24 protein-coding genes, 4 tRNA genes and 2 rRNA genes (1 of these 30 running past the window's edge) are annotated in these 25596 nt (G+C 56.9%); all 30 read right to left on the bottom strand.

The window, feature by feature from the left end:
- Window position 1: 1 nt before the first annotated feature.
- Window positions 2-688, bottom strand: coding sequence for a 30S ribosomal protein S3 (gene rpsC, locus JYG36_RS03515; RefSeq protein WP_010220308.1), 687 nt, complete (start codon window positions 686-688; stop codon window positions 2-4).
- Between the two features lie 13 nt (window positions 689-701).
- A complete protein-coding gene (gene rplV / locus JYG36_RS03510; protein ID WP_003103908.1) occupies window positions 702-1034 on the bottom strand; it encodes a 50S ribosomal protein L22 in 333 nt (110 codons plus the stop codon).
- An 11-nt stretch (window positions 1035-1045) separates the two neighbouring features.
- Complete coding sequence (gene rpsS, locus JYG36_RS03505) at window positions 1046-1321, bottom strand: 30S ribosomal protein S19 (RefSeq protein WP_002555486.1); 276 nt, start codon at window positions 1319-1321, stop codon at window positions 1046-1048.
- A 16-nt stretch (window positions 1322-1337) separates the two neighbouring features.
- Window positions 1338-2162 (bottom strand): 50S ribosomal protein L2, encoded by an 825-nt coding sequence (rplB, locus tag JYG36_RS03500; RefSeq protein WP_038606161.1) that lies wholly within the window; start codon window positions 2160-2162, stop codon window positions 1338-1340.
- Between the two features lie 14 nt (window positions 2163-2176).
- Entirely contained in the window at window positions 2177-2476 is a 300-nt protein-coding gene (gene rplW, locus JYG36_RS03495) for a 50S ribosomal protein L23 (RefSeq protein WP_010220306.1), read from the bottom strand.
- Complete coding sequence (gene rplD, locus JYG36_RS03490; RefSeq protein WP_010220305.1) at window positions 2473-3075, bottom strand: 50S ribosomal protein L4; 603 nt, start codon at window positions 3073-3075, stop codon at window positions 2473-2475. The genes rplW and rplD overlap by 4 nt, the downstream gene beginning before the upstream one ends.
- A gap of 12 nt (window positions 3076-3087) precedes the next feature.
- Window positions 3088-3723, bottom strand: a complete 636-nt coding sequence (rplC, locus tag JYG36_RS03485; protein WP_010220304.1) for a 50S ribosomal protein L3 — start codon at window positions 3721-3723, stop codon at window positions 3088-3090.
- Between the two features lie 80 nt (window positions 3724-3803).
- A complete protein-coding gene (gene rpsJ / locus JYG36_RS03480) occupies window positions 3804-4115 on the bottom strand; it encodes a 30S ribosomal protein S10 (RefSeq protein WP_003186070.1) in 312 nt (103 codons plus the stop codon).
- Window positions 4116-4257: 142 nt separating this feature from the next.
- On the bottom strand, window positions 4258-5451 hold the full coding sequence (tuf, locus tag JYG36_RS03475; protein ID WP_010220303.1) for an elongation factor Tu: 1194 nt from the start codon (window positions 5449-5451) through the stop codon (window positions 4258-4260).
- 30 nt (window positions 5452-5481) lie between these two features.
- On the bottom strand, window positions 5482-7629 hold the full coding sequence (gene fusA, locus JYG36_RS03470) for an elongation factor G (RefSeq protein WP_045202252.1): 2148 nt from the start codon (window positions 7627-7629) through the stop codon (window positions 5482-5484).
- A 30-nt stretch (window positions 7630-7659) separates the two neighbouring features.
- Window positions 7660-8130: a 30S ribosomal protein S7 gene (gene rpsG / locus JYG36_RS03465; protein WP_008089143.1), complete on the bottom strand. Its 471-nt coding sequence runs from the start codon at window positions 8128-8130 to the stop codon at window positions 7660-7662.
- 120 nt (window positions 8131-8250) lie between these two features.
- Window positions 8251-8622: a 30S ribosomal protein S12 gene (gene rpsL / locus JYG36_RS03460; RefSeq protein ID WP_003186084.1), complete on the bottom strand. Its 372-nt coding sequence runs from the start codon at window positions 8620-8622 to the stop codon at window positions 8251-8253.
- A 210-nt stretch (window positions 8623-8832) separates the two neighbouring features.
- Entirely contained in the window at window positions 8833-13032 is a 4200-nt protein-coding gene (gene rpoC, locus JYG36_RS03455; protein WP_045202248.1) for a DNA-directed RNA polymerase subunit beta', read from the bottom strand.
- A 64-nt stretch (window positions 13033-13096) separates the two neighbouring features.
- On the bottom strand, window positions 13097-17170 hold the full coding sequence (rpoB, locus tag JYG36_RS03450; RefSeq protein ID WP_045202245.1) for a DNA-directed RNA polymerase subunit beta: 4074 nt from the start codon (window positions 17168-17170) through the stop codon (window positions 13097-13099).
- A gap of 219 nt (window positions 17171-17389) precedes the next feature.
- Window positions 17390-17755 (bottom strand): 50S ribosomal protein L7/L12, encoded by a 366-nt coding sequence (rplL, locus tag JYG36_RS03445; protein ID WP_043861936.1) that lies wholly within the window; start codon window positions 17753-17755, stop codon window positions 17390-17392.
- Between the two features lie 78 nt (window positions 17756-17833).
- Entirely contained in the window at window positions 17834-18334 is a 501-nt protein-coding gene (gene rplJ / locus JYG36_RS03440) for a 50S ribosomal protein L10 (RefSeq protein WP_045190247.1), read from the bottom strand.
- 199 nt (window positions 18335-18533) lie between these two features.
- Window positions 18534-19229 (bottom strand): 50S ribosomal protein L1, encoded by a 696-nt coding sequence (gene rplA, locus JYG36_RS03435; protein WP_045202241.1) that lies wholly within the window; start codon window positions 19227-19229, stop codon window positions 18534-18536.
- Window positions 19229-19660 carry a 50S ribosomal protein L11 gene (gene rplK, locus JYG36_RS03430; protein WP_010220295.1) on the bottom strand — a complete coding sequence of 144 codons (432 nt, stop codon included), beginning with the start codon at window positions 19658-19660 and terminating at the stop codon, window positions 19229-19231. Before rplK ends, rplA begins: the two co-directional genes overlap by 1 nt.
- A gap of 119 nt (window positions 19661-19779) precedes the next feature.
- Complete coding sequence (nusG, locus tag JYG36_RS03425; protein ID WP_010220294.1) at window positions 19780-20313, bottom strand: transcription termination/antitermination protein NusG; 534 nt, start codon at window positions 20311-20313, stop codon at window positions 19780-19782.
- A gap of 9 nt (window positions 20314-20322) precedes the next feature.
- Complete coding sequence (secE, locus tag JYG36_RS03420) at window positions 20323-20691, bottom strand: preprotein translocase subunit SecE (RefSeq protein WP_045202238.1); 369 nt, start codon at window positions 20689-20691, stop codon at window positions 20323-20325.
- A gap of 45 nt (window positions 20692-20736) precedes the next feature.
- Window positions 20737-20812, bottom strand: a tRNA-Trp gene (locus tag JYG36_RS03415).
- A gap of 53 nt (window positions 20813-20865) precedes the next feature.
- Complete coding sequence (tuf, locus tag JYG36_RS03410) at window positions 20866-22059, bottom strand: elongation factor Tu (RefSeq protein ID WP_010220303.1); 1194 nt, start codon at window positions 22057-22059, stop codon at window positions 20866-20868.
- A gap of 85 nt (window positions 22060-22144) precedes the next feature.
- Window positions 22145-22220: transfer RNA gene (locus JYG36_RS03405), tRNA-Thr, on the bottom strand.
- A gap of 26 nt (window positions 22221-22246) precedes the next feature.
- Window positions 22247-22320, bottom strand: a tRNA-Gly gene (locus tag JYG36_RS03400).
- Between the two features lie 24 nt (window positions 22321-22344).
- Window positions 22345-22428, bottom strand: a tRNA-Tyr gene (locus JYG36_RS03395).
- A gap of 152 nt (window positions 22429-22580) precedes the next feature.
- A complete protein-coding gene (locus tag JYG36_RS03390) occupies window positions 22581-23009 on the bottom strand; it encodes a hypothetical protein (RefSeq protein ID WP_045202405.1) in 429 nt (142 codons plus the stop codon).
- A 7-nt stretch (window positions 23010-23016) separates the two neighbouring features.
- Window positions 23017-23763, bottom strand: a complete 747-nt coding sequence (locus JYG36_RS03385) for a pantothenate kinase (RefSeq protein ID WP_045202403.1) — start codon at window positions 23761-23763, stop codon at window positions 23017-23019.
- Window positions 23753-24712, bottom strand: a complete 960-nt coding sequence (gene birA / locus JYG36_RS03380; RefSeq protein WP_213603118.1) for a bifunctional biotin--[acetyl-CoA-carboxylase] ligase/biotin operon repressor BirA — start codon at window positions 24710-24712, stop codon at window positions 23753-23755. Before birA ends, JYG36_RS03385 begins: the two co-directional genes overlap by 11 nt.
- Window positions 24713-24876: 164 nt before the next feature.
- A 5S ribosomal RNA gene (rrf, locus tag JYG36_RS03375) occupies window positions 24877-24992 on the bottom strand.
- Window positions 24993-25126: 134 nt separating this feature from the next.
- Window positions 25127-25596: ribosomal RNA gene (locus tag JYG36_RS03370) — 23S ribosomal RNA — on the bottom strand; it runs 2420 nt beyond the window's last position.

The following is a 25596-nucleotide window of genomic DNA, read 5'->3' as shown; positions in this document are numbered from 1 at the left end:
CTTACTTAGCAGCTTTTTTACGAGGCGCTGGTGCTTGTGGTTTCAGTTCTTCTTGGCGACCACCAATTACTTCGCCTTTGAAAATCCAAACCTTCACACCGATCACACCGTAAGTGGTGTGAGCTTCGTAGGTGGCATAGTCGATATCGGCACGCAGGGTGTGCAGCGGCACACGACCTTCGCGATACCATTCAGTACGTGCGATTTCAGCACCGCCGAGACGACCGCTCACTTGGATCTTGATGCCTTTGGCACCAATGCGCATGGCGTTCTGTACGGCGCGCTTCATGGCGCGACGGAACATCACACGACGCTCCAGCTGCTGAGCTACGCTCTGAGCTACCAGCATACCGTCGAGTTCCGGCTTGCGGATCTCTTCGATGTTGATGTGCACAGGCACACCCATTTGCTTGGTCAGGTCCTGACGCAGTTTCTCAACATCTTCACCTTTCTTCCCGATAACGATACCTGGACGAGCGGTGTGGATGGTGATGCGTGCAGTTTGGGCCGGACGATGGATATCGATACGGCTAACGGACGCGCTTTTTAGTTTGTCTTGGAGGTACTCACGCACATTCAGATCTGCGAGCAAATAGTCCGCATAAGTCCGACCGTCTGCGTACCAGACGGAGGTGTGCTCCTTGACGATTCCCAGGCGAATGCCAGTGGGATGTACTTTCTGACCCATCTGATCGACTCCGTTACTTGTCCGCAACCTTGACAGTGATATGGCAAGACCGCTTGACGATGCGATCAGCGCGGCCTTTGGCACGCGGCATGATGCGCTTCAGCGAACGCCCTTCGTTGACGAAAACGGTGGAGACCTTCAGGTCATCAACGTCTGCGCCTTCGTTATGCTCGGCGTTGGCTACGGCCGACTCGAGGACTTTCTTCATGATTTCAGCGGCTTTTTTGCTGCTGAAAGCCAACAGGTTGAGCGCTTCGCCCACCTTCTTCCCGCGGATCTGGTCGGCGACCAAGCGGGCTTTCTGGGCGGAGATTCGAGCGCCCGACAACTTAGCGGCTACTTCCATTTCCTTACCCCTTAACGCTTGGCTTTCTTGTCAGCCACGTGCCCACGATAAGTGCGGGTACCGGCAAACTCGCCCAGTTTATGGCCGACCATGTCTTCGTTCACGAGAACTGGGACGTGTTGGCGACCGTTGTGTACCGCGATGGTCAGACCGACCATTTGTGGCAGGATCATGGAACGGCGCGACCAGGTCTTAACTGGTTTGCGATCGTTCTTTTCCGCCGCCACTTCGATCTTCTTCAGTAGGTGAAGATCGATAAAAGGACCTTTTTTCAGAGAACGTGGCACTGTCGTATCCCTCTATTTACTTGCGACGACGGACGATCATGTTGTCGGTACGCTTATTACCACGAGTCTTCGCGCCCTTAGTCGGGAAGCCCCATGGCGATACCGGATGACGACCACCGGAGGTACGACCTTCACCACCACCATGTGGGTGGTCAACCGGGTTCATGGCAACACCACGAACGGTTGGGCGAACGCCACGCCAGCGTTTGGCACCAGCTTTACCCAGCGAACGCAGGCTGTGCTCGGAGTTCGAGACTTCACCCAGGGTCGCACGGCATTCAGCCAGGACTTTACGCATTTCACCAGAGCGCAGACGCAGGGTCACATAGACACCTTCGCGAGCGATCAGCTGAGCCGAAGCACCAGCGGAACGAGCGATCTGTGCACCTTTGCCCGGCTTCAGTTCGATGCCGTGAATGGTGCTACCCACTGGGATGTTGCGCAGTTGCAGGGAGTTGCCTGGCTTGATTGGAGCCAGAGCGCCTGCGATCAGCTGGTCGCCAGCAGCAACGCCTTTAGGGGCGATGATGTAGCGGCGCTCGCCGTCTGCGTAGCACAGCAGTGCGATGTGAGCAGTACGGTTTGGATCGTATTCGATACGCTCGACAGTGGCGACGATGCCATCTTTGTCGTTGCGACGGAAATCGACCATACGGTAATGCTGCTTATGACCACCACCTACGTGACGAGTAGTGATACGGCCATTGTTGTTACGACCACCAGACTTCGATTTCTTCTCGAGCAGCGGTGCGTGAGGAGCGCCTTTATGCAGCTCCTTGTTGACCACCTTGACCACGAAACGGCGGCCAGGGGAAGTCGGTTTGCATTTAACGATTGCCATGATGCACCCCTTCCTTACTCAGCACTGCTGCTGAAATCGAGATCTTGGCCTGGCTGAAGCGAAACGATCGCTTTCTTCCAGTCATTGCGCTTGCCCAGACCACGTGCGGTACGCTTGGTTTTACCCAGAACGTTTACAGTCGACACGTTTTCGACTTTTACGCCGAACAGGCCTTCGACAGCTTTCTTGATTTCCAGCTTGGTTGCGTCAGTAGCAACCTTGAATACGAACTGGCCTTTTTTCTCAGCCAGAACGGTAGCCTTCTCGGAAACATGCGGGCCAAGGAGGACTTTAAATACGCGTTCCTGGTTCATCCCAGCAGCTCCTCGAATTTCTTCACGGCCGACACAGTGATCAACACTTTGTCGTATGCGATCAGACTGACCGGATCGGAACCCTGTACGTCACGTACGTCGACGTGCGGCAGGTTACGAGCAGCCAGGTACAGGTTCTGATCAACAGCGTCCGAAACGATCAGAACGTCGCTCAGACCCATGCCGTTCAGCTTGTTCAGCAGGTCTTTGGTTTTCGGTGCTTCAACAGCGAAGTCCTGAACCACGACCAGACGGTCGGTACGCACCAGCTCAGCGAGGATGGAACGCATTGCTGCGCGGTACATCTTCTTGTTGAGCTTCTGCGAGTGATCCTGAGGACGAGCTGCGAAAGTGGTACCGCCGCCACGCCAGATTGGGCTACGGATAGTACCGGCACGAGCACGGCCAGTGCCTTTCTGACGCCATGGGCGCTTACCGCCACCAGCAACGTCGGAACGGGTTTTCTGCTGTTTGGTGCCCTGACGGCCGCCGGCCATGTAGGCCACGACTGCTTGGTGTACCAGCGTCTCGTTGAATTCGCCGCCGAAAGTCAGTTCGGAAACTTCGATCGCTTGAGCGTCATTTACATTTAGTTGCATGTCAGCTTCCCCTTAACCGCGAGCCTTGGCAGCCGGACGCACAACCAGATCGCTGCCAGTTGCGCCTGGAACGGCACCCTTGACCAGCAACAGATTGCGTTCAGCGTCGACGCGCACTACTTCGAGGGACTGAACGGTCACGCGCTCGGCGCCCATGTGACCGGACATTTTTTTGCCCTTGAATACACGACCAGGAGTCTGGCACTGGCCGATAGAGCCCGGGACGCGGTGGGAGACGGAGTTACCGTGGGTGTTATCTTGACCGCGGAAATTCCAGCGCTTGATGGTACCGGCAAAGCCTTTACCCTTGGACTGGCCGGTAACGTCTACCAGCTGACCTGCAGCGAAGATTTCAGCGTTGATCGAATCACCGGCCTGGAACTCACCTTCTTCAAGGCGGAACTCCCAGACACCGCGACCCGCGGCAACGTTCGCCTTGGCGAAGTGACCTGCTTGAGCAGCAGTCACGCGCGAAGCGCGACGCTCACCGACAGTGACTTGCACTGCACGATAGCCATCGGTTTCTTCAGTTTTGAACTGGGTGACGCGATTCGGCTCGATCTCAATGACCGTGACCGGAATGGAGACACCTTCTTCGGTGAAAATACGGGTCATACCGCATTTACGACCGACTACACCAATAGTCATGTTGTAAACCTCATGAGTGTACGGGGCTTTCACCCGCTATGGCCGCCCATTTCAGAGCGTTACACGACTAAGACCGTGTCTTAGCCGAGGCTGATCTGCACTTCCACACCGGCCGCAAGATCAAGCTTCATAAGAGCATCAACGGTTTTATCCGTTGGCTGGACGATGTCCAGTACGCGCTTATGAGTACGGATCTCGTACTGGTCACGCGCGTCTTTGTTGACGTGCGGGGAGACCAGAACGGTGAACCGCTCTTTACGGGTAGGCAGTGGAATTGGACCACGCACTTGAGCACCAGTACGTTTCGCGGTTTCCACGATTTCCTGGGTGGATTGGTCGATCAGGCGATGGTCAAAAGCCTTCAACCTGATACGGATTTGCTGATTTTGCATTGGATTTCAGACTCCAGGCTGCTATTCCCACCGGGCGCACTACGCCCGTTAAAAGGAGGCGTGATTCTATAGAGGGCCCCACTGAGTGTCAACCCAATAAAAAAGCCCCCGCTGAGCGGGGGCCTTTTTAAGCGATCAACGATTACTCGATGATTTTGGCTACGACGCCGGCGCCGACGGTACGACCGCCTTCACGGATAGCGAAACGCAGACCGTCTTCCATCGCGATGGTTTTGATCAGGGTAACAGTCATCTGAATGTTGTCACCTGGCATTACCATTTCAACGCCTTCTGGCAGCTCGCAGTTACCAGTCACGTCAGTAGTACGGAAGTAGAACTGTGGACGGTAGCCTTTGAAGAACGGAGTGTGACGGCCGCCTTCTTCTTTGCTCAGAACGTAAACTTCTGCGGTGAACTTGGTGTGCGGCTTGACCGAACCTGGCTTGACCAGAACCTGGCCACGCTCAACGTCGTCACGCTTGGTGCCGCGCAGCAGCACGCCGCAGTTCTCGCCAGCACGACCTTCGTCCAGCAGCTTGCGGAACATCTCAACACCGGTGCAGGTGGTGGTGGTGGTGTCACGCAGACCAACGATTTCCAGGGCGTCTTGAACGCGGACGATACCACGCTCGATACGACCGGTAACAACAGTACCACGACCCGAGATCGAGAATACGTCTTCGATTGGCATCAGGAACGGCTTGTCGATAGCGCGCTCAGGCTCTGGGATGTAGCTATCCAGAGTCTCAACCAGCTTCTTGACAGCGGTGGTGCCCATTTCGTTGTCGTCTTTGCCTTCCAGCGCCATACGAGCCGAACCGATGATGATCGGGGTGTCGTCGCCTGGGAAGTCATAGGTGGACAGCAGGTCGCGAACTTCCATCTCGACCAGTTCCAGCAGCTCAGCGTCGTCTACCAGGTCAGCCTTGTTCAGGAAGACCACGATGTACGGAACGCCAACCTGACGGGACAGCAGGATGTGCTCACGGGTTTGTGGCATCGGACCATCGGCGGCCGAGCAAACCAGGATCGCGCCGTCCATCTGGGCAGCACCGGTGATCATGTTCTTCACGTAGTCAGCGTGACCTGGGCAGTCGACGTGAGCGTAGTGACGAATGTTCGAGTTGTACTCGACGTGTGCGGTGTTGATGGTGATACCGCGAGCTTTCTCTTCTGGAGCGCTGTCGATCTTGTCGAATTCGACGACGGCCGAACCGAAAACTTCGGAGCAGACGCGAGTCAGAGCTGCAGTCAGAGTGGTTTTACCGTGGTCAACGTGACCGATGGTGCCAACGTTGACGTGCGGAAGGGAACGATCAAATTTTTCTTTAGCCACGACAGTGAACCTCTTGCCTAAAGGGCTGGATTAGCCTTGTTTTTTAACGAGTGCTTCGACGATATTCGACGGAGCTTCGGCGTATTTGGAGAATTCCATGGAGTAGCTCGCGCGACCCTGAGACATGGAACGAACGTCGGTCGCATAACCGAACATTTCTCCGAGCGGAACTTCAGCACGGACAACCTTGCCGGACACCGAATCTTCCATACCCTGGATCAGACCACGACGACGGTTCAGGTCACCCATCACGTCACCCATGTAGTCCTCAGGGGTCACAACTTCTACCTTCATGATCGGCTCAAGCACTTTACCGCCGCCTTTGGCTGCGAGTTGCTTGGTCGCCATGGAGGCCGCCACCTTGAACGCCATCTCGTTGGAGTCGACGTCGTGGTAGGAACCATCAAACACGGTAGCCTTCAGGCCGATCAGCGGATAGCCGGCAACGATGCCGTTCTTCATCTGCTCTTCGATACCCTTCTGGATCGCCGGGATGTATTCCTTAGGAACCACACCACCTACAACCTCGTTGGTGAATTCCAGGCCTTCGGTGATGTTGCCTTGTGCGTCCACTGTTGGCTGCGAGAAGCGAATCCAGCAGTGACCGAACTGACCGCGACCACCGGACTGACGAACGAACTTACCTTCGATCTCGACGTTGTCCTTGGTGATCTGCTCGCGGTACGAAACCTGTGGCTTACCAATGTTGGCTTCGACGTTGAACTCGCGCTTCATGCGGTCAACGAGGATGTCCAGGTGAAGCTCACCCATACCGGAGATGATGGTCTGGCCGGTTTCTTCGTCGGTTTTGACGCGGAACGACGGGTCTTCCTGAGCCAGCTTGCCCAGTGCGATACCCATCTTTTCCTGGTCTTGCTTGGTCTTCGGCTCAACAGCTACCGAGATCACAGGCTCCGGGAAGTCCATACGCTCGAGGATGATCGGCTTGTCGGCGTTGCACAGGGTGTCACCGGTGGTGACGTCCTTCATGCCGATCAGAGCAGCGATGTCGCCTGCCAGTACTTCTTTGATTTCTTCACGCTGGTTGGCGTGCATCTGCACCATACGACCAACGCGCTCTTTCTTGCCCTTGACCGAGTTGATCACGGAGTCGCCGGACTGCAGCATACCCGAGTAAACGCGGACGAAGGTCAGAGTACCCACGAACGGGTCGGTGGCAATCTTGAACGCCAGAGCCGAGAACGGCTCGTTGTCGTCGGCATGACGCTCGTCGTAGTCGGCGTCAACCAGCTCTTCTTTCGGCTTCTCGATCAGATCAGGGTGGATACCCTTGATCGCCGGGATTTCGGTCGGAGCAGGCAGGAAGTCGATAACGGCGTCGAGAACCAGGGGAACGCCCTTGTTCTTGAACGACGAACCGCAGACAGCCGGAACGATCTCGCTGGCCAGGGTGCGCGCGCGCAGACCGGCTTTGATTTCTTCGACGGTCAGCTCACCTTCTTCAAGGTACTTGTTCATCAGCTCTTCGTTAGCTTCGGCAGCGGCTTCGACCATATTGGCGCGCCACTCTTCAGCCAGCTCCAGCATATCGGCAGGAATTTCTTCCTCGCGATAAGTGGTGCCTTTGTCGTCGTCGTTCCAGTAGATAGCCTTCATCTTGATCAGGTCGACCTGACCCTGGAAGTTATCTTCCGAACCGATGGCCAGCTGAACAGGAACCGGGGTGTGACCCAGACGGTTCTTGATCTGACCTACGACGCGCAGGAAGTTGGCACCGGCACGGTCCATCTTGTTCACGTAAACAACACGTGGAACGCCGTACTTGTTGGCTTGACGCCATACGGTTTCGGACTGTGGCTCAACGCCGGAAGTGCCGCAGAACACAACGACCGCGCCGTCGAGTACGCGCAGCGAACGTTCTACTTCAATGGTGAAGTCAACGTGGCCGGGGGTATCGATGACGTTTACGCGGTAGTTGTCATACTGGCCACGGGAACCCTGCCAGAAGGTGGTAACAGCAGCGGAGGTAATGGTAATACCCCGCTCCTGCTCCTGCACCATCCAGTCGGTGGTCGCGGCGCCGTCATGCACCTCGCCCATCTTGTGGCTCAGGCCTGTGTAGAACAGGATCCGCTCGGTAGTGGTAGTTTTGCCCGCGTCAACGTGCGCGCAAATACCGATGTTACGGTAGCGGTTGATTGGTGTAGTACGAGCCATAGAGCCCTCGCAAAAATAGTGATGCCAGAATTAGAAGCGGTAGTGCGAGAACGCTTTGTTGGCTTCGGCCATACGGTGTACGTCTTCACGCTTCTTGACTGCAGCACCTTTGCCTTCAGCAGCATCCAGCAGCTCGCCAGCCAGGCGCAGAGCCATGGACTTCTCGCCACGCTTGCGGGCGTAGTCTACCAACCAGCGCATTGCCAGGGCGTTACGACGGGATGGACGAACTTCAACAGGAACCTGGTAAGTGGCACCGCCAACACGGCGCGACTTAACTTCGACCAGCGGAGCGATGGCGTCGAGAGCTTTCTCGAAGATTTCCAGGGGATCGCTGTTCTTGCGTTCTTTAACCTTGTCCAGTGCACCGTAAACGATACGCTCGGCAACGGCTTTTTTGCCGCTTTCCATTACGTGGTTCATGAACTTGGCGAGGATCTGGCTTCCGTATTTTGGATCGTCCAGAATCTCACGCTTGGCTGCTACACGACGTCTTGGCATTGATAAGCCCTCAAACGGTCTTCAGGTTAGCCCGGGACAGTGCCCCTTAAGGGTGCGTGCCCGACCTTACTCTTATCGACTCAATAAAATTGATAACTGCAAACTGCGACAAACGGCCGATTACTTCGGACGCTTGGTACCGTACTTCGAACGACCTTGGTTACGACCTTTGACGCCGGAGGTATCCAGGGAGCCGCGAACGGTGTGGTAACGAACACCTGGCAAGTCTTTTACACGACCGCCACGGATCAGTACGACGCTGTGCTCTTGCAGGTTGTGGCCTTCACCGCCGATGTACGAGGAAACCTCGAAACCGTTGGTCAGACGCACACGGCAAACTTTACGCAGTGCCGAGTTAGGTTTTTTCGGCGTGGTGGTGTACACACGGGTGCACACGCCACGACGTTGCGGGCAGTTCTGCAGCGCAGGAACGTCGGATTTCTCGACGATACGCTTACGCGGCTGACGTACCAGCTGGTTGATAGTTGCCATCTACTAGCTCCACTGTTGTCTTGCGACGCTATTGTCTTGCAAGAAAAGCAAAAATTGGCAGGACGGAGTCCCACCAAATTTAGGGGTACAAGAGTCTAAAGAGGATCTTGCCCCCAGTCAAGACAAGGCCCCGGCCCTCCCCTTCCAGTCATCGGCAACAAATTATGTCGCCGATGGCCAAAACAGGTTTGCCGGGGCCCTATCCTACTTTCAGTTACCGCTGGAATTCAGCGCTTCGGTCAGTGCGGCTTCCACCTCACTGGCACTTACGCGCAGCGGTTTGTCGGCATCACGGCGACGCTTGCGCTCGCTGTGGTAGGCCAGACCGGTACCGGCCGGGATCAGACGACCCACGACCACGTTTTCTTTCAGGCCGCGCAGGTAATCGCGCTTGCCGGTTACCGCCGCTTCGGTCAGTACGCGGGTGGTTTCCTGGAAGGAAGCCGCCGAGATGAACGATTCGGTGGACAGCGAGGCCTTGGTGATACCCAGCAGTACGCGCGAGAACTTGGAGATGAACTTGTCATCTGCGCCGAGACGCTCGTTCTCTACCAGTACCTGGGTCAGTTCCATCTGGTCGCCCTTGATGAAGCTGGAATCGCCGGACTCGGTGATCTCAACTTTACGCAGCATCTGACGCAGGATGGTCTCGATGTGCTTGTCGTTGATCTTCACGCCTTGCAGACGGTAAACGTCCTGAATCTCGTTGACGATGTACTTGGCCAGCGCGCTTACACCCAGCAGACGCAGGATGTCGTGCGGATCGCTTGGACCGTCGGAGATAACTTCGCCGCGGTTAACCTGTTCGCCCTCGAAGACGTTCAGGTGACGCCACTTCGGAATCAGCTCTTCGTACGGATCGCTGCCATCGTTCGGGGTGATGACCAGACGGCGCTTGCCCTTGGTCTCTTTACCGAAGGCGATGGTGCCGCTGACTTCAGCCAGAATCGAGGCTTCTTTCGGACGACGGGCTTCGAACAAGTCGGCAACCCGTGGCAGACCACCGGTGATGTCACGGGTCTTCGACGTTTCTTGCGGGATACGCGCGATAACGTCACCGACGCCGATCTGGGCACCGTCAGCCACACCAACCAGGGCGTTCGCCGGCAGGAAGTACTGAGCCGGTACGTCGGTACCTGGCAGCAGCAGATCCTTGCCATTGGCGTCGACCATCTTGATTGCAGGGCGGATTTCCTTACCTGCAGCCGGACGGTCTTTGACGTCCAGAACCTCAATGTTGGTCAAACCAGTCAATTCGTCAGTCTGACGCTTGATGGTGATGCCTTCTTCCATGCCCACGAAGGTCACGGTACCTTTCATTTCGGTAACGATCGGGTGGGTGTGCGGGTCCCACTTGGCGACGATTGCGCCAGCGTCGACCTTGTCGCCTTCCTTCACGGAAATGACCGCACCGTAAGGCAGCTTGTAACGCTCACGCTCACGACCGAATTCGTCGGCAATCGCCAACTCACCGGAACGCGATACGGCAACCAGGTTACCGTCGGCACGCTCAACCTGTTTCAGGTTGTGCAGGCGAACCATACCGCCGTTCTTCACCTGGACGCTGTCGGCAGCCGAGGTCCGGCTTGCAGCACCACCGATGTGGAACGTACGCATGGTCAGCTGGGTACCCGGCTCACCGATCGACTGGGCAGCGATAACGCCGACAGCTTCACCGATGTTCACCTGGTGACCGCGAGCCAGGTCGCGACCGTAGCACTTGGCGCAGATGCCGTAGCGGGTTTCGCAGCTGATCGGCGAACGCACGATCACTTCGTCGATGCTGTTCAGCTCGATGAATTCGACCCACTTCTCGTCGACCAGGGTACCAGCCGGAACGATAACGTCGTCGGTGCCTGGCTTGAACACGTCACGGGCGATAACACGACCCAGTACACGCTCACCCAGTGGCTCTACAACGTCGCCGCCTTCAATGTGCGGCGTCATCAGCAGGCCTTGCTCGGTGCCGCAGTCGATCTCGGTAACCACCAGATCCTGGGCAACGTCTACCAGACGACGAGTCAGGTAACCGGAGTTCGCGGTTTTCAGCGCGGTATCCGCCAGACCCTTACGAGCACCGTGAGTCGAGATGAAGTACTGGAGTACGCTCAGACCTTCACGGAAGTTCGCGGTGATCGGCGTCTCGATGATCGAGCCGTCCGGCTTGGCCATCAGACCACGCATACCGGCCAGCTGACGAATCTGAGCTGCCGAACCCCGGGCACCGGAGTCAGCCATCATGTACATCGAGTTGAAGGACTCTTGCTCGACTTCGTCGCCGTTGCGGTCGATGACTTTCTCTTTCGAGAGGTTGGCCATCATCGCTTTGGAAACTTCGTCGTTCGCCTTGGACCACAAGTCGATGACTTTGTTGTACTTCTCGCCCTGGGTTACCAGGCCGGAGGCGTACTGGCTCTCGATCTCTTTCACTTCGTCGGTAGCGGTACCGATGATGCGGGCTTTTTCATCCGGGATAACGAAGTCGTTAACACCGATGGAAACGCCGGAGATGGTCGAGTAGGCAAAACCGGTGTACATCAGCTGGTCAGCGAAGATCACGGTCTCTTTCAGACCAACCACGCGGTAGCACTGGTTGATCAGCTTGGAGATCGCCTTTTTCTTCATTGGCTGGTTGACCACGTCGTACGACAGACCTGGCGGTACAACCTGGAACAGCAGCGCACGGCCGACAGTAGTGTCGACGATACGGGTGTTCTTGACGCTGCCGCCATCACGATCGTTTACGGTTTCGTTGATACGAACCTTGATCTTGGCGTGCAGGGCAGCTTCGCCGGCGCGGAATACGCGGTCGACTTCCTGCAGGTCGGCGAACACGCGACCTTCGCCCTTGGCGTTGATGGCTTCACGGGTCATGTAGTACAGACCCAGTACAACGTCCTGCGACGGAACGATGATTGGCTCACCGTTGGCTGGCGACAGAATGTTGTTGGTCGACATCATCAGCGCGCGCGCTTCGAGCTGGGCTTCCAGCGTCAGCGGCACGTGAACGGCCATTTGGTCACCGTCGAAGTCGGCGTTGTACGCAGCACAGACCAGCGGGTGCAGCTGGATAGCCTTACCTTCGATCAGTACCGGTTCAAAGGCCTGGATACCCAGACGGTGAAGGGTCGGCGCACGGTTGAGCAGTACGGGGTGTTCGCGAATCACTTCGGCGAGAACGTCCCAGACCTCTGGCAGCTCGCGCTCGACCATCTTCTTGGCGGCCTTGATGGTGGTCGCCAGACCACGCATTTCCAGCTTGCCGAAAATGAACGGCTTGAACAGCTCGAGAGCCATTTTCTTCGGCAGACCGCACTGGTGCAGACGCAGGGTCGGACCTACGGTAATTACCGAACGGCCGGAGTAGTCAACGCGCTTACCGAGCAAGTTCTGACGGAAACGACCTTGCTTACCCTTGATCATGTCGGCCAGGGATTTCAGAGGACGCTTGTTCGAGCCGGTGATGGCACGACCGCGACGGCCGTTATCCAGCAAGGCGTCGACCGCTTCCTGCAGCATGCGCTTTTCGTTGCGCACGATGATGTCCGGCGCGGACAGGTCGAGCAGGCGCTTCAGACGGTTGTTACGGTTGATCACCCGACGATACAGGTCGTTCAGGTCGGAAGTCGCGAAGCGACCGCCATCCAGCGGAACCAGTGGACGCAGGTCTGGCGGCAGAACCGGCAGAACGGTCAGGACCATCCACTCAGGCAGGTTGCCCGAGCCCTGGAAGGCTTCCATCAGTTTCAGACGCTTGGACAGCTTCTTGATCTTGGTTTCCGAGTTGGTCTGCGGAATCTCTTCGCGCAGGCGACCGATCTCGTGCTCCAGGTCGATAGCGTGCAGCAGCTCGCGGACAGCCTCGGCACCCATGCGGGCGTCGAAGTCGTCACCGAACTCTTCCAGCGCTTCGAAGTACTGCTCGTCGTTGAGCAGCTGGCCTTTTTCCAGGGTGGTCATGCCCGGGTCGATAACGACATAGCTCTCGAAGTAGAGAACGCGCTCGATATCACGCAGGGTCATGTCCATCAGCAGGCCGATACGGGACGGCAGCGACTTCAGGAACCAGATGTGGGCAACCGGCGAAGCCAGTTCGATGTGCGCCATGCGCTCACGACGAACCTTGGCCAGGGCGACTTCAACGCCGCACTTCTCGCAGATCACGCCGCGGTGTTTCAGGCGCTTGTACTTACCGCACAGGCACTCGTAGTCCTTGACTGGGCCAAAGATCTTGGCGCAGAACAGGCCGTCACGCTCGGGTTTGAACGTACGGTAGTTGATGGTTTCCGGCTTTTTAACTTCACCGAACGACCACGAACGGATCATCTCAGGCGAGGCCAATCCGATACGGATGGCGTCGAACTCTTCGACTTGACCCTGGTTTTTCAGCAAATTCAGTAGGTCTTTCAAGGCCTTTCCTCCTGGCGGAGCAGGGAGCGGGCTTTTCAGCCACGCTCCCGATTCGCGTCACGTGTTATTCGGTTTCCAGATCGATATCGATACCGAGCGAACGAATCTCTTTGATCAACACGTTGAAGGACTCGGGCATGCCCGGCTCCATACGGTGATCGCCGTCCACGATGTTTTTGTACATCTTGGTCCGACCGTTCACGTCGTCCGACTTCACTGTGAGCATTTCTTGCAGGGTGTATGCCGCGCCGTATGCTTCCAGCGCCCACACTTCCATCTCCCCGAAACGCTGACCACCGAACTGCGCCTTACCACCCAGCGGCTGCTGGGTAACCAGGCTGTAAGAACCAGTGGAACGCGCGTGCATCTTGTCGTCCACCAAGTGGTTCAGCTTGAGCATGTACATGTAACCAACGGTCACATGACGCTCGAACTTGTTGCCGGTACGACCGTCGAACAGCTGCATCTGACCGCTTTCTGGCATGTCTGCCAGCTTCAGCATGGCCTTGATCTCGCTTTCCTTGGCACCGTCGAAGACTGGAGTGGCCATTGGCACACCGCCTTTGAGGTTCTTCGCCAGGTCCAGGATTTCCTGGTCGGAGAAGGTCTCCAGTTGTTCCTGACGACCACCGATCTCGTTGTAGATCTCGGTGAGGAACTTGCGCAGCTCGATGACCTTGCGCTGCTCTTCGAGCATGCGGTTGATCTTCTCGCCCAGACCTTTGGCCGCCAGGCCCAGGTGGGTTTCGAGGATCTGACCGACGTTCATACGCGATGGTACGCCCAACGGGTTGAGGACCACGTCGACCGGAGTACCGTTGGCGTCGTGCGGCATGTCTTCGACCGGCATGATCACCGAGACCACACCTTTGTTACCGTGACGGCCGGCCATCTTGTCGCCCGGCTGGATGCGGCGACGGATTGCCAGGTAGACCTTGACGATCTTCAGTACGCCCGGTGCCAGGTCATCGCCCTGCTGCAGCTTGCGCTTCTTGTCTTCGAACTTGTCGTCCAGCAGACGGCGACGATCAACGATGTAGGCCTGGGCCTTCTCGAGCTGCTCGTTCAGCGCGTCTTCGGCCATGCGCAGCTTGAACCACTGGCCGTGCTCCAGACCGTCCAGGACTTCGTTGGTGATCACAGTGCCTTTCTTCAGGCCTGCACCACCGTCGACAACCTGGCCGTTCAGGGCCGAACGCAGACGTTCGAAGGTTGCGCCTTCGACGATGCGGAACTCTTCGTTGAGGTCCTTGCGGATCTCGTCCAGCTGCATCTTCTCGATGGACAGCGCACGGCTGTCGCGCTCGACGCCATCACGGGTGAAGACCTGTACGTCGATGACAGTACCTTTGGTGCCGGTAGGCACGCGCAGGGAGGTGTCTTTAACGTCGCTGGCTTTCTCACCGAAGATTGCGCGCAGCAGTTTTTCTTCCGGAGTCAGCTGGGTTTCGCCTTTTGGCGTGACCTTGCCGACCAGGATGTCGCCAGCGCCAACTTCAGCACCAACATAAACGATACCGGCTTCGTCCAGCTTGTTCAGCGCAGCTTCACCGACGTTCGGGATGTCCGCGGTGATTTCCTCTGGGCCAAGCTTGGTGTCACGGGCCACACAGGTCAGTTCCTGGATGTGGATCGTGGTGAAGCGGTCTTCCTGAACAACACGCTCGGACAGGCAGATGGAGTCTTCGAAGTTGAAGCCGTTCCACGCCATGAACGCGATGCGCATGTTCTGACCCAGCGCCAGTTCACCCATGTCGGTGGACGGGCCGTCGGCCATGATGTCGCCACGCTGAACCGCGTCACCCTTGTTAACCAGCGGACGCTGGTTGATGCAGGTGTTCTGGTTCGAACGGGTGTATTTGGTCAGGTTGTAGATGTCGACACCGGCTTCACCGGTTTCAACTTCGTCATCGGCAACGCGAACAACGATACGGCTGGCATCGACAGAGTCGATCACGCCGCCACGACGGGCCACGACGCAAACGCCGGAGTCACGGGCAACGTTGCGCTCCATGCCGGTACCGACCAGCGGCTTGTCGGCGCGCAGGGTTGGTACAGCCTGACGCTGCATGTTCGAACCCATCAACGCACGGTTGGCGTCGTCGTGCTCGAGGAACGGAATCAGCGACGCTGCAACCGAAACTACCTGCTTCGGCGAAACGTCCATCAGGGTGACGTCTTCCGGCGCCTTGACGGTGAATTCGTTCAGGTGACGAACAGCTACCAGCTCATCGATCAGGTGCTTCTTCTCGTTCATCGTGGCCGAAGCCTGGGCGATGACGTGATCAGCTTCTTCGATCGCCGACAGGAACACGATGTCGTCGGTAACCACGCCCTCTTTCACCACGCGGTACGGGCTTTCCAGGAAGCCGTACTGGTTGGTGCGAGCGTATGCCGCCAGGGAGTTGATCAGACCGATGTTCGGACCTTCAGGGGTCTCGATCGGGCACACGCGGCCGTAGTGGGTCGGGTGTACGTCACGGACTTCGAAGCCTGCGCGCTCACGGGTCAGACCACCAGGGCCGAGTGCAGAGACACGACGCTTGTGGGTGATCTCGGACAGCGGGTTGTTCTGGTCCATGAACTGCGAGAGCTGGCTGGAGCCGAAGAACTCTTTCACCGCCGCCGCAACCGGCTTGGCGTTGATCAGGTCCTGAGGCATCAGGCCTTCGCTTTCTGCCATCGACAGACGCTCTTTGACCGCGCGCTCTACACGCACCAGGCCAACGCGGAACTGGTTCTCGGCCATCTCGCCGACACAGCGGACGCGACGGTTACCGAGGTGGTCGATGTCGTCGACGATGCCTTTGCCGTTACGGATGTCGACCAGGGTCTTGAGGACCTCGACGATATCTTCCTTGCTCAGCACGCCCGAACCTTCGATCTCGGTGCGACCGATACGACGGTTGAACTTCATGCGGCCAACGGCCGACAGGTCGTAACGCTCGGCGCTGAAGAACAGGTTGTTGAACAGGGTCTCGGCGGCATCCTTGGTTGGCGGCTCGCCAGGACGCATCATGCGATAGATCTCGACCAGCGCTTCCAGTTGGTTGCTGGTGGAGTCGATCTTCAGGGTATCCGAGATGAACGGACCGCAGTCGATGTCGTTGGTGTACAGGGTCTCGATGCGAACAACCTGGGCCTTGGCGATTTTCACCAGGACGTCGGTGCTCAGCTCGGTGTTGCACTCAGCCAGGATCTCGCCGGTAGCCGGGTGCACGATCGCCTTGGCGGTAGTGCGGCCCAGGACGTATTCCAGCGGCACGTCCAGCTGCTTGACGCCAGCTTTTTCCAGCTGGTTGATGTGGCGAGCAGTGATACGACGACCTTGCTCGACAATGACCTTGCCGGTTTCGTCATGGATGTCCATGACCGCAACTTCACCACGCAGGCGCTGAGGCACCAGCTCCAGGCTGAGCTTCTCGCCCGACACGTGGAAAACGTTGGTGGTGTAGAAAGCGTCCAGCACTTCTTCAGTGCTGTAGCCCAGCGCGCGCAGCAGAACCGACGCAGGCAGTTTGCGACGACGGTCGATACGGACGAATACACAGTCTTTCGGATCGAATTCGAAGTCCAGCCACGAGCCGCGGTAAGGAATGATCCGCGCCGAGTACAGCAGTTTGCCAGAGCTGTGCGTCTTGCCGCGGTCGTGATCGAAGAACACGCCCGGCGAACGGTGCAGCTGGGAAACGATAACACGCTCGGTACCGTTGATTACGAAGGTACCGTTTTCAGTCATCAGGGGGATTTCACCCATGTAGACTTCTTGCTCTTTGATGTCCTTGATCGCTTTGTTCGACGATTCTTTGTCGAAAATGATCAGGCGGACTTTTACCCGCAGCGGCACCGCGTAGGTCACGCCACGCAGTACGCATTCTTTGACATCAAAAGCCGGTTCGCCCAGACGATAGCCAACGTACTCCAGGGCAGCATTGCCGGAGTAGCTGATGATCGGGAAAACCGATTTGAAGGCCGCATGCAGGCCCACGTCGCGGAACTGATCTTTGGTCGCTCCCGCTTGCAAGAATTCACGATACGAATCCAGCTGGATGGCCAGGAGGTAAGGCACATCCATGACGTCCGGCAACTTGCTAAAGTCCTTGCGGATACGTTTTTTCTCAGTGTATGAGTAAGCCATCAGCGTTCCCCAGCTTGGTCACCTGCTTGTTTGGCTTCTCCCGACGGGAGCAGCCAGAAAATCGTGCAAACCCCTTGGTTTGCGCCACCATCATTGGTGGTTGCAGCTCGTTATCAGCGCCGACCTGGTCAGCTGCCAATAACGGAAAAAGGCCGGTGGCAAGAGCCACCAGCCATCAGCCTTTCGCTTGTCGCTCGGGCTGGAGACGCACAGTCGAAATTATTTCAGTTCGACGGTAGCGCCTGCTGCTTCCAGGTCAGCTTTAGCTTTGTCAGCGGCTTCTTTCGAAACGCCTTCAGCAACAACCTGAGGAGCGGTATCAACCTTTTCCTTGGCTTCTTTCAGGCCCAGGCCGGTCAGTTCGCGAACAGCCTTGATCACGTTTACTTTCTTGTCGCCAGCGGCAACCAGAACAACGTTGAACTCGGTTTGTTCTTCAACAACGGCAGCGGCAGCAGCTGGGCCAGCAGCGGCAACAGCAGCGGTAACGCCGAAGGTTTCTTCCATTGCTTTGATCAGCTCAACAACTTCCAGAACGGTTTTCTGGCCGATTGCTTCGATGATTTGCTCGTTAGTCAGAGACATGACTTAAATCCTGTATTGGGGTGACAGCCTACGCAGCCATCAAATTAAACGTATGATTTCGAAAGTGCTTTCTGCGCCTTAGGCTGCAGCAGCTTCTTTCTGGTCGCGAACGGCTGCCAGAGTACGAGCCAGCTTGCTGGTAGCGCCTTGGATCACGCTCATCAGCTTTGCAATAGCTTCGTCGCGGGTCGGCAGCGAAGCCAACACGTCGATCTGGTTTGCGGCAAGGAACTTGCCGTCGAACGCAGCTGCCTTGATCTCGAACTTGCTCTGACCCTTGGCGAATTCTGCGAACAGACGGGCAGCAGCGCCCGGGTGTTCGTTGGAGAACGCGATCAGGGTAGGGCCGGTGAAGGCGTCGTTGAGGACACTGAATTCAGTGTCAGCAACAGCGCGCTTGAGCAGGGTGTTACGTACAACACGTACGTAAACGCCAGCTTCACGAGCCTCTTTACGGAGTCCGGTCATTGCGCCTACAGTCACGCCACGGGCATCAGCCACGACAGCAGACAGAGCGACTTTGGCAGCCTCGTTGACTTCAGCGACGATGGCCTTCTTGTCTTCGAGTTTAATTGCCACGGGTAAAACTCCTGCTTGTTACCGTTTCATCCAGCCGGGGCCGGATGTCGTTTTGGTGTCTGATTCGGTAAGGAACCAGGGGCACCATCTGCGTAGGCTTGTGGTTTAAGACTTGCGTCGCCTACGGTCTTGGATAGCCCCCGCCAGGCAGGGACCCCAATTTTTCAACCTGGTGCGATCACTCGCACCGGGTTTTGTCTTACGCGTTCAGCGAGCTCTGGTCGATGACCAGACCTGGGCCCATGGTGGTGCTCAGGGTAACGCGCTTGACGTAGATACCTTTCGAGGAAGCTGGCTTGATACGCTTCAGATCAGCGATCAGGGCTTCAACGTTTTCCTTCAGCTTGCCAGCTTCAAAGCCGATTTTGCCAACGGAGGTGTGGATGATGCCGTTTTTGTCGGTGCGATAACGAACCTGACCAGCCTTGGCGTTTTTAACCGCGGTGGCTACGTCTGGAGTTACGGTACCGACTTTCGGGTTAGGCATCAGGCCGCGAGGACCCAGAACCTGACCCAGCTGACCTACAACACGCATTGCGTCCGGGGAAGCAATAACGACGTCATAGTTCAGGTCGCCGCCTTTCATTTCGGCAGCCAGATCGTCCATACCAACGCGGTCAGCGCCGGCAGCCAGAGCGGCCTCGGCAGCAGGACCCTGGGTGAAGACAGCTACACGTACGGTCTTGCCAGTGCCGTGTGGCAGCACGGTAGCGCTACGTACGACCTGGTCGGATTTACGTGGGTCAACACCGAGGTTGACAGCAACGTCGAAGGATTCGCTGAACTTCACGGTGGACAGTTCGGCCAGCAGCACTGCTGCTTCTTCGAAGTTGTAGACTTTGCCTGCTTCGATTTTCGAAGCAATGGCCTTTTGGCGCTTGGTCAGCTTAGCCATTACACACCCTCCACGTTGAGGCCCATGCTGCGAGCGGAACCGGCGATGGTACGCACGGCCGCATCCATGTCAGCAGCGGTCAGATCAGCATTTTTGGTTTTTGCGATCTCTTCCAGCTGAGCACGGGTCACAGTACCGACTTTAACGGTGTTCGGACGTGCAGAACCGCTGGTCAGGCCAGCTGCTTTCTTCAGCAGAACCGAAGCAGGGGTGCTTTTGGTTTCGAAGGTGAAGCTGCGGTCACTGTAAACAGTGATGATCACAGGAGTCGGCAGGCCGGCTTCTTGACCCTGGGTACGGGCGTTGAAGGCCTTGCAGAATTCCATGATGTTCACACCGTGTTGACCCAGTGCTGGACCAACGGGTGGGCTTGGGTTGGCCTGGCCGGCCTTTACTTGCAGCTTGATGTAAGCCTGAATCTTCTTAGCCATGAGCTACTCCAATATCGGGTACGAACGCCAGATGGCTCCCCGGATGACTTGCGTTTTATCCCAGTGACGACAAAACCCCGCAGCACATAGGGCTGCGGGGTATGGGATGCTTTGTTCGGCTAGACCTTCTCGACCTGGCTGAACTCGAGCTCTACCGGGGTAGAGCGACCGAAAATAAGCACGGCCACTTGGATCCGGCTCTTCTCGTAGTTAACTTCTTCAACGGTACCGTTGAAATCAGCAAACGGACCATCGATAACACGGACCACTTCGCCCGGCTCGAACAGAGTCTTCGGCTTCGGCTTGTCGCTGCCATCGGCAACGCGACGCAGAATGGCCTCGGCTTCCTTGTCGGTGATCGGTGCAGGCTTGTCTGCAGTACCACCGATGAAGCCCATGACGCGAGGGGTGTCCTTGACCAAGTGCCAAGTCCCTTCGTTCATGTCCATTTGGACCAGCACATAACCTGGGAAGAACTTACGCTCGCTTTTGCGCTTCTGGCCATTGCGCATCTCAACCACTTCTTCAGTGGGGACCAGAATTTCGCCGAAGCCATCTTCCATGCCAGCCAGCTTTACGCGCTCGATCAGCGAGCGCATGACATGCTTCTCGTAACCCGAGTAAGCATGCACAACGTACCAACGCTTAGCCACGGGACACCCTTAGCCAACAATCAAGGAAATCAACCAACCCAGCAGGGAGTCGAGACCCCACAGCAGCAACGCCATCACCAGGACAACCGCCACTACGATGAGCGTGGTCTGCGTGGTTTCTTGGCGGGTTGGCCATACGACTTTACGAATCTCGGTGCGAGCTTCCTTTGCCAGCGCAAAGAACGACTTGCCTTTGGCGGTCTGCAGGGCAACAAAGCCAGCTACAGCAGCAAGGGCAAGCAGTGCAAGTACGCGGTACAGAATCGGCGAAGCAGAGTAATACTGGTTACCCACAACACCAACGACTACCAAAGCGACAACAGCCAGCCACTTGAGCAGATCAAAACGAGAGTCTTGGGCTTCAGCCTTGGGAGTCATCTAGGAAGATCCTGTGAAAAGAAAGCCAGACACACGAGGTGAATCTGGCAGGTCAGGAGGGAATCGAACCCCCAACCTACGGTTTTGGAGACCGTCGCTCTGCCAATTGAGCTACTGACCTAAAAGCTTATCAGGCCGACCATTATGCCGGCCTGATCGAGAGAAATCAACTACTTATTCGATAATCTTCGCTACTACGCCAGCGCCGACGGTACGACCGCCTTCACGGATAGCGAAACGCAGACCGTCTTCCATCGCGATGGTTTTGATCAGGGTAACAGTCATCTGAATGTTGTCACCTGGCATTACCATTTCAACGCCTTCTGGCAGCTCGCAGTTACCAGTCACGTCAGTAGTACGGAAGTAGAACTGTGGACGGTAGCCTTTGAAGAACGGAGTGTGACGGCCGCCTTCTTCTTTGCTCAGAACGTAAACTTCTGCGGTGAACTTGGTGTGCGGCTTGACCGAACCTGGCTTGACCAGAACCTGGCCACGCTCAACGTCGTCACGCTTGGTGCCGCGCAGCAGCACGCCACAGTTCTCGCCAGCACGACCTTCGTCCAGCAGCTTGCGGAACATCTCAACACCGGTGCAGGTGGTGGTGGTGGTGTCACGCAGACCAACGATTTCCAGGGCGTCTTGAACGCGGACGATACCACGCTCGATACGACCGGTAACAACGGTACCACGACCCGAGATCGAGAATACGTCTTCGATTGGCATCAGGAACGGCTTGTCGATAGCGCGCTCAGGCTCCGGGATGTAGCTGTCCAGAGTCTCAACCAGCTTCTTGACAGCGGTGGTGCCCATTTCGTTGTCGTCTTTGCCTTCCAGCGCCATACGAGCCGAACCGATGATGATCGGGGTGTCGTCGCCTGGGAAGTCATAGGTGGACAGCAGGTCGCGAACTTCCATCTCGACCAGTTCCAGCAGCTCAGCGTCGTCTACCAGGTCAGCCTTGTTCAGGAAGACCACGATGTACGGAACGCCAACCTGACGGGACAGCAGGATGTGCTCACGGGTTTGTGGCATCGGACCATCGGCGGCCGAGCAAACCAGGATCGCGCCATCCATCTGGGCAGCACCGGTGATCATGTTCTTCACGTAGTCAGCGTGACCTGGGCAGTCGACGTGAGCGTAGTGACGAATGTTCGAGTTGTACTCGACGTGTGCGGTGTTAATGGTGATACCGCGAGCTTTCTCTTCTGGAGCGCTGTCGATCTTGTCGAATTCAACGACGGCCGAACCGAAAACTTCGGAGCAGACGCGGGTCAGTGCCGCAGTCAGCGTGGTCTTGCCATGGTCAACGTGACCAATGGTGCCGACGTTTACGTGCGGCAGACTACGATCGAACTTTTCCTTAGCCATCGAGACAATCCTCAGCAATAAGAAACAAGCAAGTCAATATGACCATTAAAACAAAGGCAGATATTTTCATATCTGCCTTGTTATATGGAGCTCTTGAGCGGATTTGAACCGCTGACCTCACCCTTACCAAGGGTGTGCTCTACCAACTGAGCTACAAGAGCGTAACACTGTGCAACAACAGCAAACCTGGAGCGGGTAGCGGGAATCGAACCCGCATCATCAGCTTGGAAGGCTGAGGTTCTACCACTAAACTATACCCGCGGAGCTTGCAGCTCTCGCTAAAACTGGTGGAGGGAGAAGGATTCGAACCTTCGAAGCTCTCGCAACGGATTTACAGTCCGTCCCCTTTGACCGCTCGGGAATCCCTCCAGAATTGGCCGGCATTCTATTCAGATACCGATCAAGTGTCAAGCGTTTTTTCAAATTTTTTCAATCAAATCTGAAACTTAGCTGCTTTGACACCACTTCCAGCTCTACCACCTCAGTGGTGTTCCCTGTGAAGCGGGCGCCATTCTATCAAGCTATTCGCCAGTTGCAATACCCTCGCACAACATTATTTTATGTTTTAAGTCTTTGAAATCATGGGAAAGTGTCCCGAGCACGGTTTGGTCCAGCAAACGCTGGCTCTGGGGCGCAATCTGCAACCACAAACCCGTGCTGTCCCCCAGGCGGCCGGTCACCGGAGCAGCAGCGATATCCAGGGTCAGCAAGCGCTGACGCAGCGCTTTAAGCTGATCCTGGCCCACCAAGCCACCTACATAGAGGCACTCCTGGCCACGCTCGGGCGCAGTTTTACCCTTGCTCGACTCGCTCAGCAGACGAATATCTTGCTGATTTCCCTTGTACAGCGACAACGGCGCCACTTCCTTGGCCTTCAACGGCGCTTCCTGCTGGTGCCAGACGTAATAAAAGACGTTGAGCACCACCAACAACAGAAACAACCAACGCATAGGCACCTCAATCCAGGGGACAAGCCATGGCCAGGCCAACAAATACCAGGTCCGGAACCACCCGGGCCTGTGGAGCGGCCTTTTGCACCAGGAGCGCATCGCCCCCGGTCAGCAACACAGTGAAATCATCACCCCACAACTCATGGGCATGCTCAAGCTGCGAGCGGACAAAGCCCTGAAGCATGTGCACGCAGCCACGCTCTACCGCCTCGACGGTAGAACGCCCAGGGGCAAGGCTCGACAGTGCGCGCTCAGCGGAGGCATCGTCATAGCGGATGCGTCGGGTGTGGGTACGCAGCTGGCTACGCATCAACGGCATGCCCGGGCAGATGAAGCCACCCAGGTGCTCGCCGTCGGCCGAAACGAAGTCAGCCTTGGCCGCCGTACCGAAATCCATCACCAGACACGCGCCACGGGCCAAGTGAAAGCCGCCCAGCACCGCAAGCCAGCGATCCAGGCCGAGGCGCTGGTAATCTTCATAGCCATTGCGTACGCCAGCGACCTCCCTGGCAGGCTGAGCCACCACGACGCTCAAGCCAAAATGCTGGGCGAGCAGCGCCGAAAGGCCAGCGGTCTCCTCCTCACTTCTGACACTGACCAGGCGGCAGCGCCGGGGCGCTGCAGGGAGCGCCGTGACGGCAGCCACCAGGGCCTGATCGGAGTCCACAATGCCGCCGGCAACAACGGCGCCCTCAGTAGCGCTGATGACTCGCCACTTGATAAAGCTGTTGCCACAATCGAGCTCAAGAATCATCACGCAACCTCAAACTGAGCTCACCACCGCTAAAGCTCTTTTCAACACCATCGACCTCGAGGCGCAGCGCCCCTTGCCGGTCAATGCCTAGAACAATTCCGTCAATCCGGTTGACTCCGGCAATCAAGGACACCGCAGCCCCCTGCCACAGATGGGATTGTTCCCACTCGGCCTGGAACGCGGCGAATCCGGATTGCCGATGGCGCTGCAGATCCTGCTGCAGGGTCTGACTGAGCGCAGCCACCAGTTTATTACGATCGACTGCCACCCCTGTCTCACGACGCACTGACGTCCACAACTGATCGATCTGCTCATTGACCTGCATGTTGACGTTGATACCAACCCCCAGCACGACGTGACAGACGTCCGCAGGATCTCCGACCAACTCCAGGAGGATACCGGCGATCTTCTGATTGTTTACCAGAACATCATTCGGCCATTTCAGTCCCGCGCCGGCAACACCAAAGGCCTGCAGCGTACGCATTACCGCCAGGCCAACCACTAGGCTCAGACCTTCCAGCTGGCGCATGCCGCCTTCAATACGCAGCACCAGGCTGTAATAGAGGTTTTCCGCGAATGGGCTGACCCACTGACGACCGCGTCGGCCGCGCCCCGCCGCCTGACGCTCAGCCAGCACCAGGAACGGCGCAGCCTGGCCTTCGCTGATTGAGCGCAGGGCCTGGGCATTGGTCGAGTCGATGGATTCGAATATCAATACTGGCCATTGTTCGCCCTGGGAAAGCTCGGCTATGGCCGATTCTTCCAGCAACGACAACGGCGTGGCCAACTGGTAGCCGCGGCCACGGACTTTATGAATGGGCAGGTTCAGTTCAGCCTCAAGAAGCTGTAATTGCTTCCAGACAGCGGCGCGACTGACGCCCAAGGCTGCGCCCAGGTCTTGCCCGGAATGGAACCGGCCATCCTTGAGGAGCTTCAACAACTTCAGCATGCCAATCTCGACTCACAATGAGGAGGGCATGATAGCCATGCAGGTGGGGATTGCATAGAAAACTGAGCTGTAGGAATGGCCCTCTGTGGTCATCGCCCACAGAGGAAACAGCCAGAAAGACAAAACCCCTACCTGCATGCGCAGATAGGGGTTTCGGAATTTAATCTTGACGATGACCTACTCTCACATGGGGAAACCCCACACTACCATCGGCGATGCATCGTTTCACTGCTGAGTTCGGGATGGGATCAGGTGGTTCCAATGCTCTATGGTCGTCAAGAAATTCTGTTGCCAGAAGGTCTTGTTAGACACTCCAGCGAATCGGGTATGTGATGTTTGTGAGTTACAAATCTTCGGCTGTGCAGTCTTCACAACACCGCAATCTGGCTTTCGCTCAAATTGCTTGGGTGTTATATGGTCAAGCCTCACGGGCAATTAGTATTGGTTAGCTCAACGCCTCACAGCGCTTACACACCCAACCTATCAACGTCGTAGTCTTCGACGGCCCTTCAGGGAGCTCAAGGCTCCAGTGAGATCTCATCTTGAGGCAAGTTTCCCGCTTAGATGCTTTCAGCGGTTATCTCTTCCGAACATAGCTACCCGGCAATGCCACTGGCGTGACAACCGGAACACCAGAGGTTCGTCCACTCCGGTCCTCTCGTACTAGGAGCAGCCCCTCTCAAATCTCAAACGTCCACGGCAGATAGGGACCGAACTGTCTCACGACGTTCTAAACCCAGCTCGCGTACCACTTTAAATGGCGAACAGCCATACCCTTGGGACCGGCTTCAGCCCCAGGATGTGATGAGCCGACATCGAGGTGCCAAACACCGCCGTCGATATGAACTCTTGGGCGGTATCAGCCTGTTATCCCCGGAGTACCT

The organism is Pseudomonas sp. SORT22, assembly GCF_018417635.1.
In the GTDB taxonomy this organism is placed as follows: Bacteria; Pseudomonadota; Gammaproteobacteria; order Pseudomonadales; family Pseudomonadaceae; genus Aquipseudomonas.
Note: the sequence above shows the minus strand (reverse complement) of the source record. Positions and strands in the feature narration are given on the sequence as shown.

Excerpts from the sequence above, each read along its gene's own strand:
- rplK (WP_010220295.1), bottom strand. The coding sequence starts at position 19,660 with ATGGCTAAGAAGATTCAGGCTTACATCAAGCTGCAAGTAAAGGCCGGC.
- rplV (WP_003103908.1), bottom strand. The coding sequence starts at position 1,034 with ATGGAAGTAGCCGCTAAGTTGTCGGGCGCTCGAATCTCCGCCCAGAAA.
- JYG36_RS03390 (WP_045202405.1), bottom strand. The coding sequence starts at position 23,009 with ATGCGTTGGTTGTTTCTGTTGTTGGTGGTGCTCAACGTCTTTTATTAC.
- birA (WP_213603118.1), bottom strand. The coding sequence starts at position 24,712 with ATGCTGAAGTTGTTGAAGCTCCTCAAGGATGGCCGGTTCCATTCCGGG.
- rplL (WP_043861936.1), bottom strand. The coding sequence starts at position 17,755 with ATGTCTCTGACTAACGAGCAAATCATCGAAGCAATCGGCCAGAAAACC.
- rplA (WP_045202241.1), bottom strand. The coding sequence starts at position 19,229 with ATGGCTAAGCTGACCAAGCGCCAAAAGGCCATTGCTTCGAAAATCGAA.
- rplD (WP_010220305.1), bottom strand. The coding sequence starts at position 3,075 with ATGCAACTAAATGTAAATGACGCTCAAGCGATCGAAGTTTCCGAACTG.
- secE (WP_045202238.1), bottom strand. The coding sequence starts at position 20,691 with ATGACTCCCAAGGCTGAAGCCCAAGACTCTCGTTTTGATCTGCTCAAG.
- rpsG (WP_008089143.1), bottom strand. The coding sequence starts at position 8,130 with ATGCCAAGACGTCGTGTAGCAGCCAAGCGTGAGATTCTGGACGATCCA.
- rpsC (WP_010220308.1), bottom strand. The coding sequence starts at position 688 with ATGGGTCAGAAAGTACATCCCACTGGCATTCGCCTGGGAATCGTCAAG.
- JYG36_RS03385 (WP_045202403.1), bottom strand. The coding sequence starts at position 23,763 with ATGATTCTTGAGCTCGATTGTGGCAACAGCTTTATCAAGTGGCGAGTC.
- tuf (WP_010220303.1), bottom strand. The coding sequence starts at position 22,059 with ATGGCTAAGGAAAAGTTCGATCGTAGTCTGCCGCACGTAAACGTCGGC.
- rplC (WP_010220304.1), bottom strand. The coding sequence starts at position 3,723 with ATGACTATTGGTGTAGTCGGTCGTAAATGCGGTATGACCCGTATTTTC.
- rpoB (WP_045202245.1), bottom strand. The coding sequence starts at position 17,170 with ATGGCTTACTCATACACTGAGAAAAAACGTATCCGCAAGGACTTTAGC.
- rplW (WP_010220306.1), bottom strand. The coding sequence starts at position 2,476 with ATGAACCAGGAACGCGTATTTAAAGTCCTCCTTGGCCCGCATGTTTCC.
- rplB (WP_038606161.1), bottom strand. The coding sequence starts at position 2,162 with ATGGCAATCGTTAAATGCAAACCGACTTCCCCTGGCCGCCGTTTCGTG.
- fusA (WP_045202252.1), bottom strand. The coding sequence starts at position 7,629 with ATGGCTCGTACTACACCAATCAACCGCTACCGTAACATCGGTATTTGC.
- rpsL (WP_003186084.1), bottom strand. The coding sequence starts at position 8,622 with ATGGCAACTATCAACCAGCTGGTACGTCAGCCGCGTAAGCGTATCGTC.
- rpsJ (WP_003186070.1), bottom strand. The coding sequence starts at position 4,115 with ATGCAAAATCAGCAAATCCGTATCAGGTTGAAGGCTTTTGACCATCGC.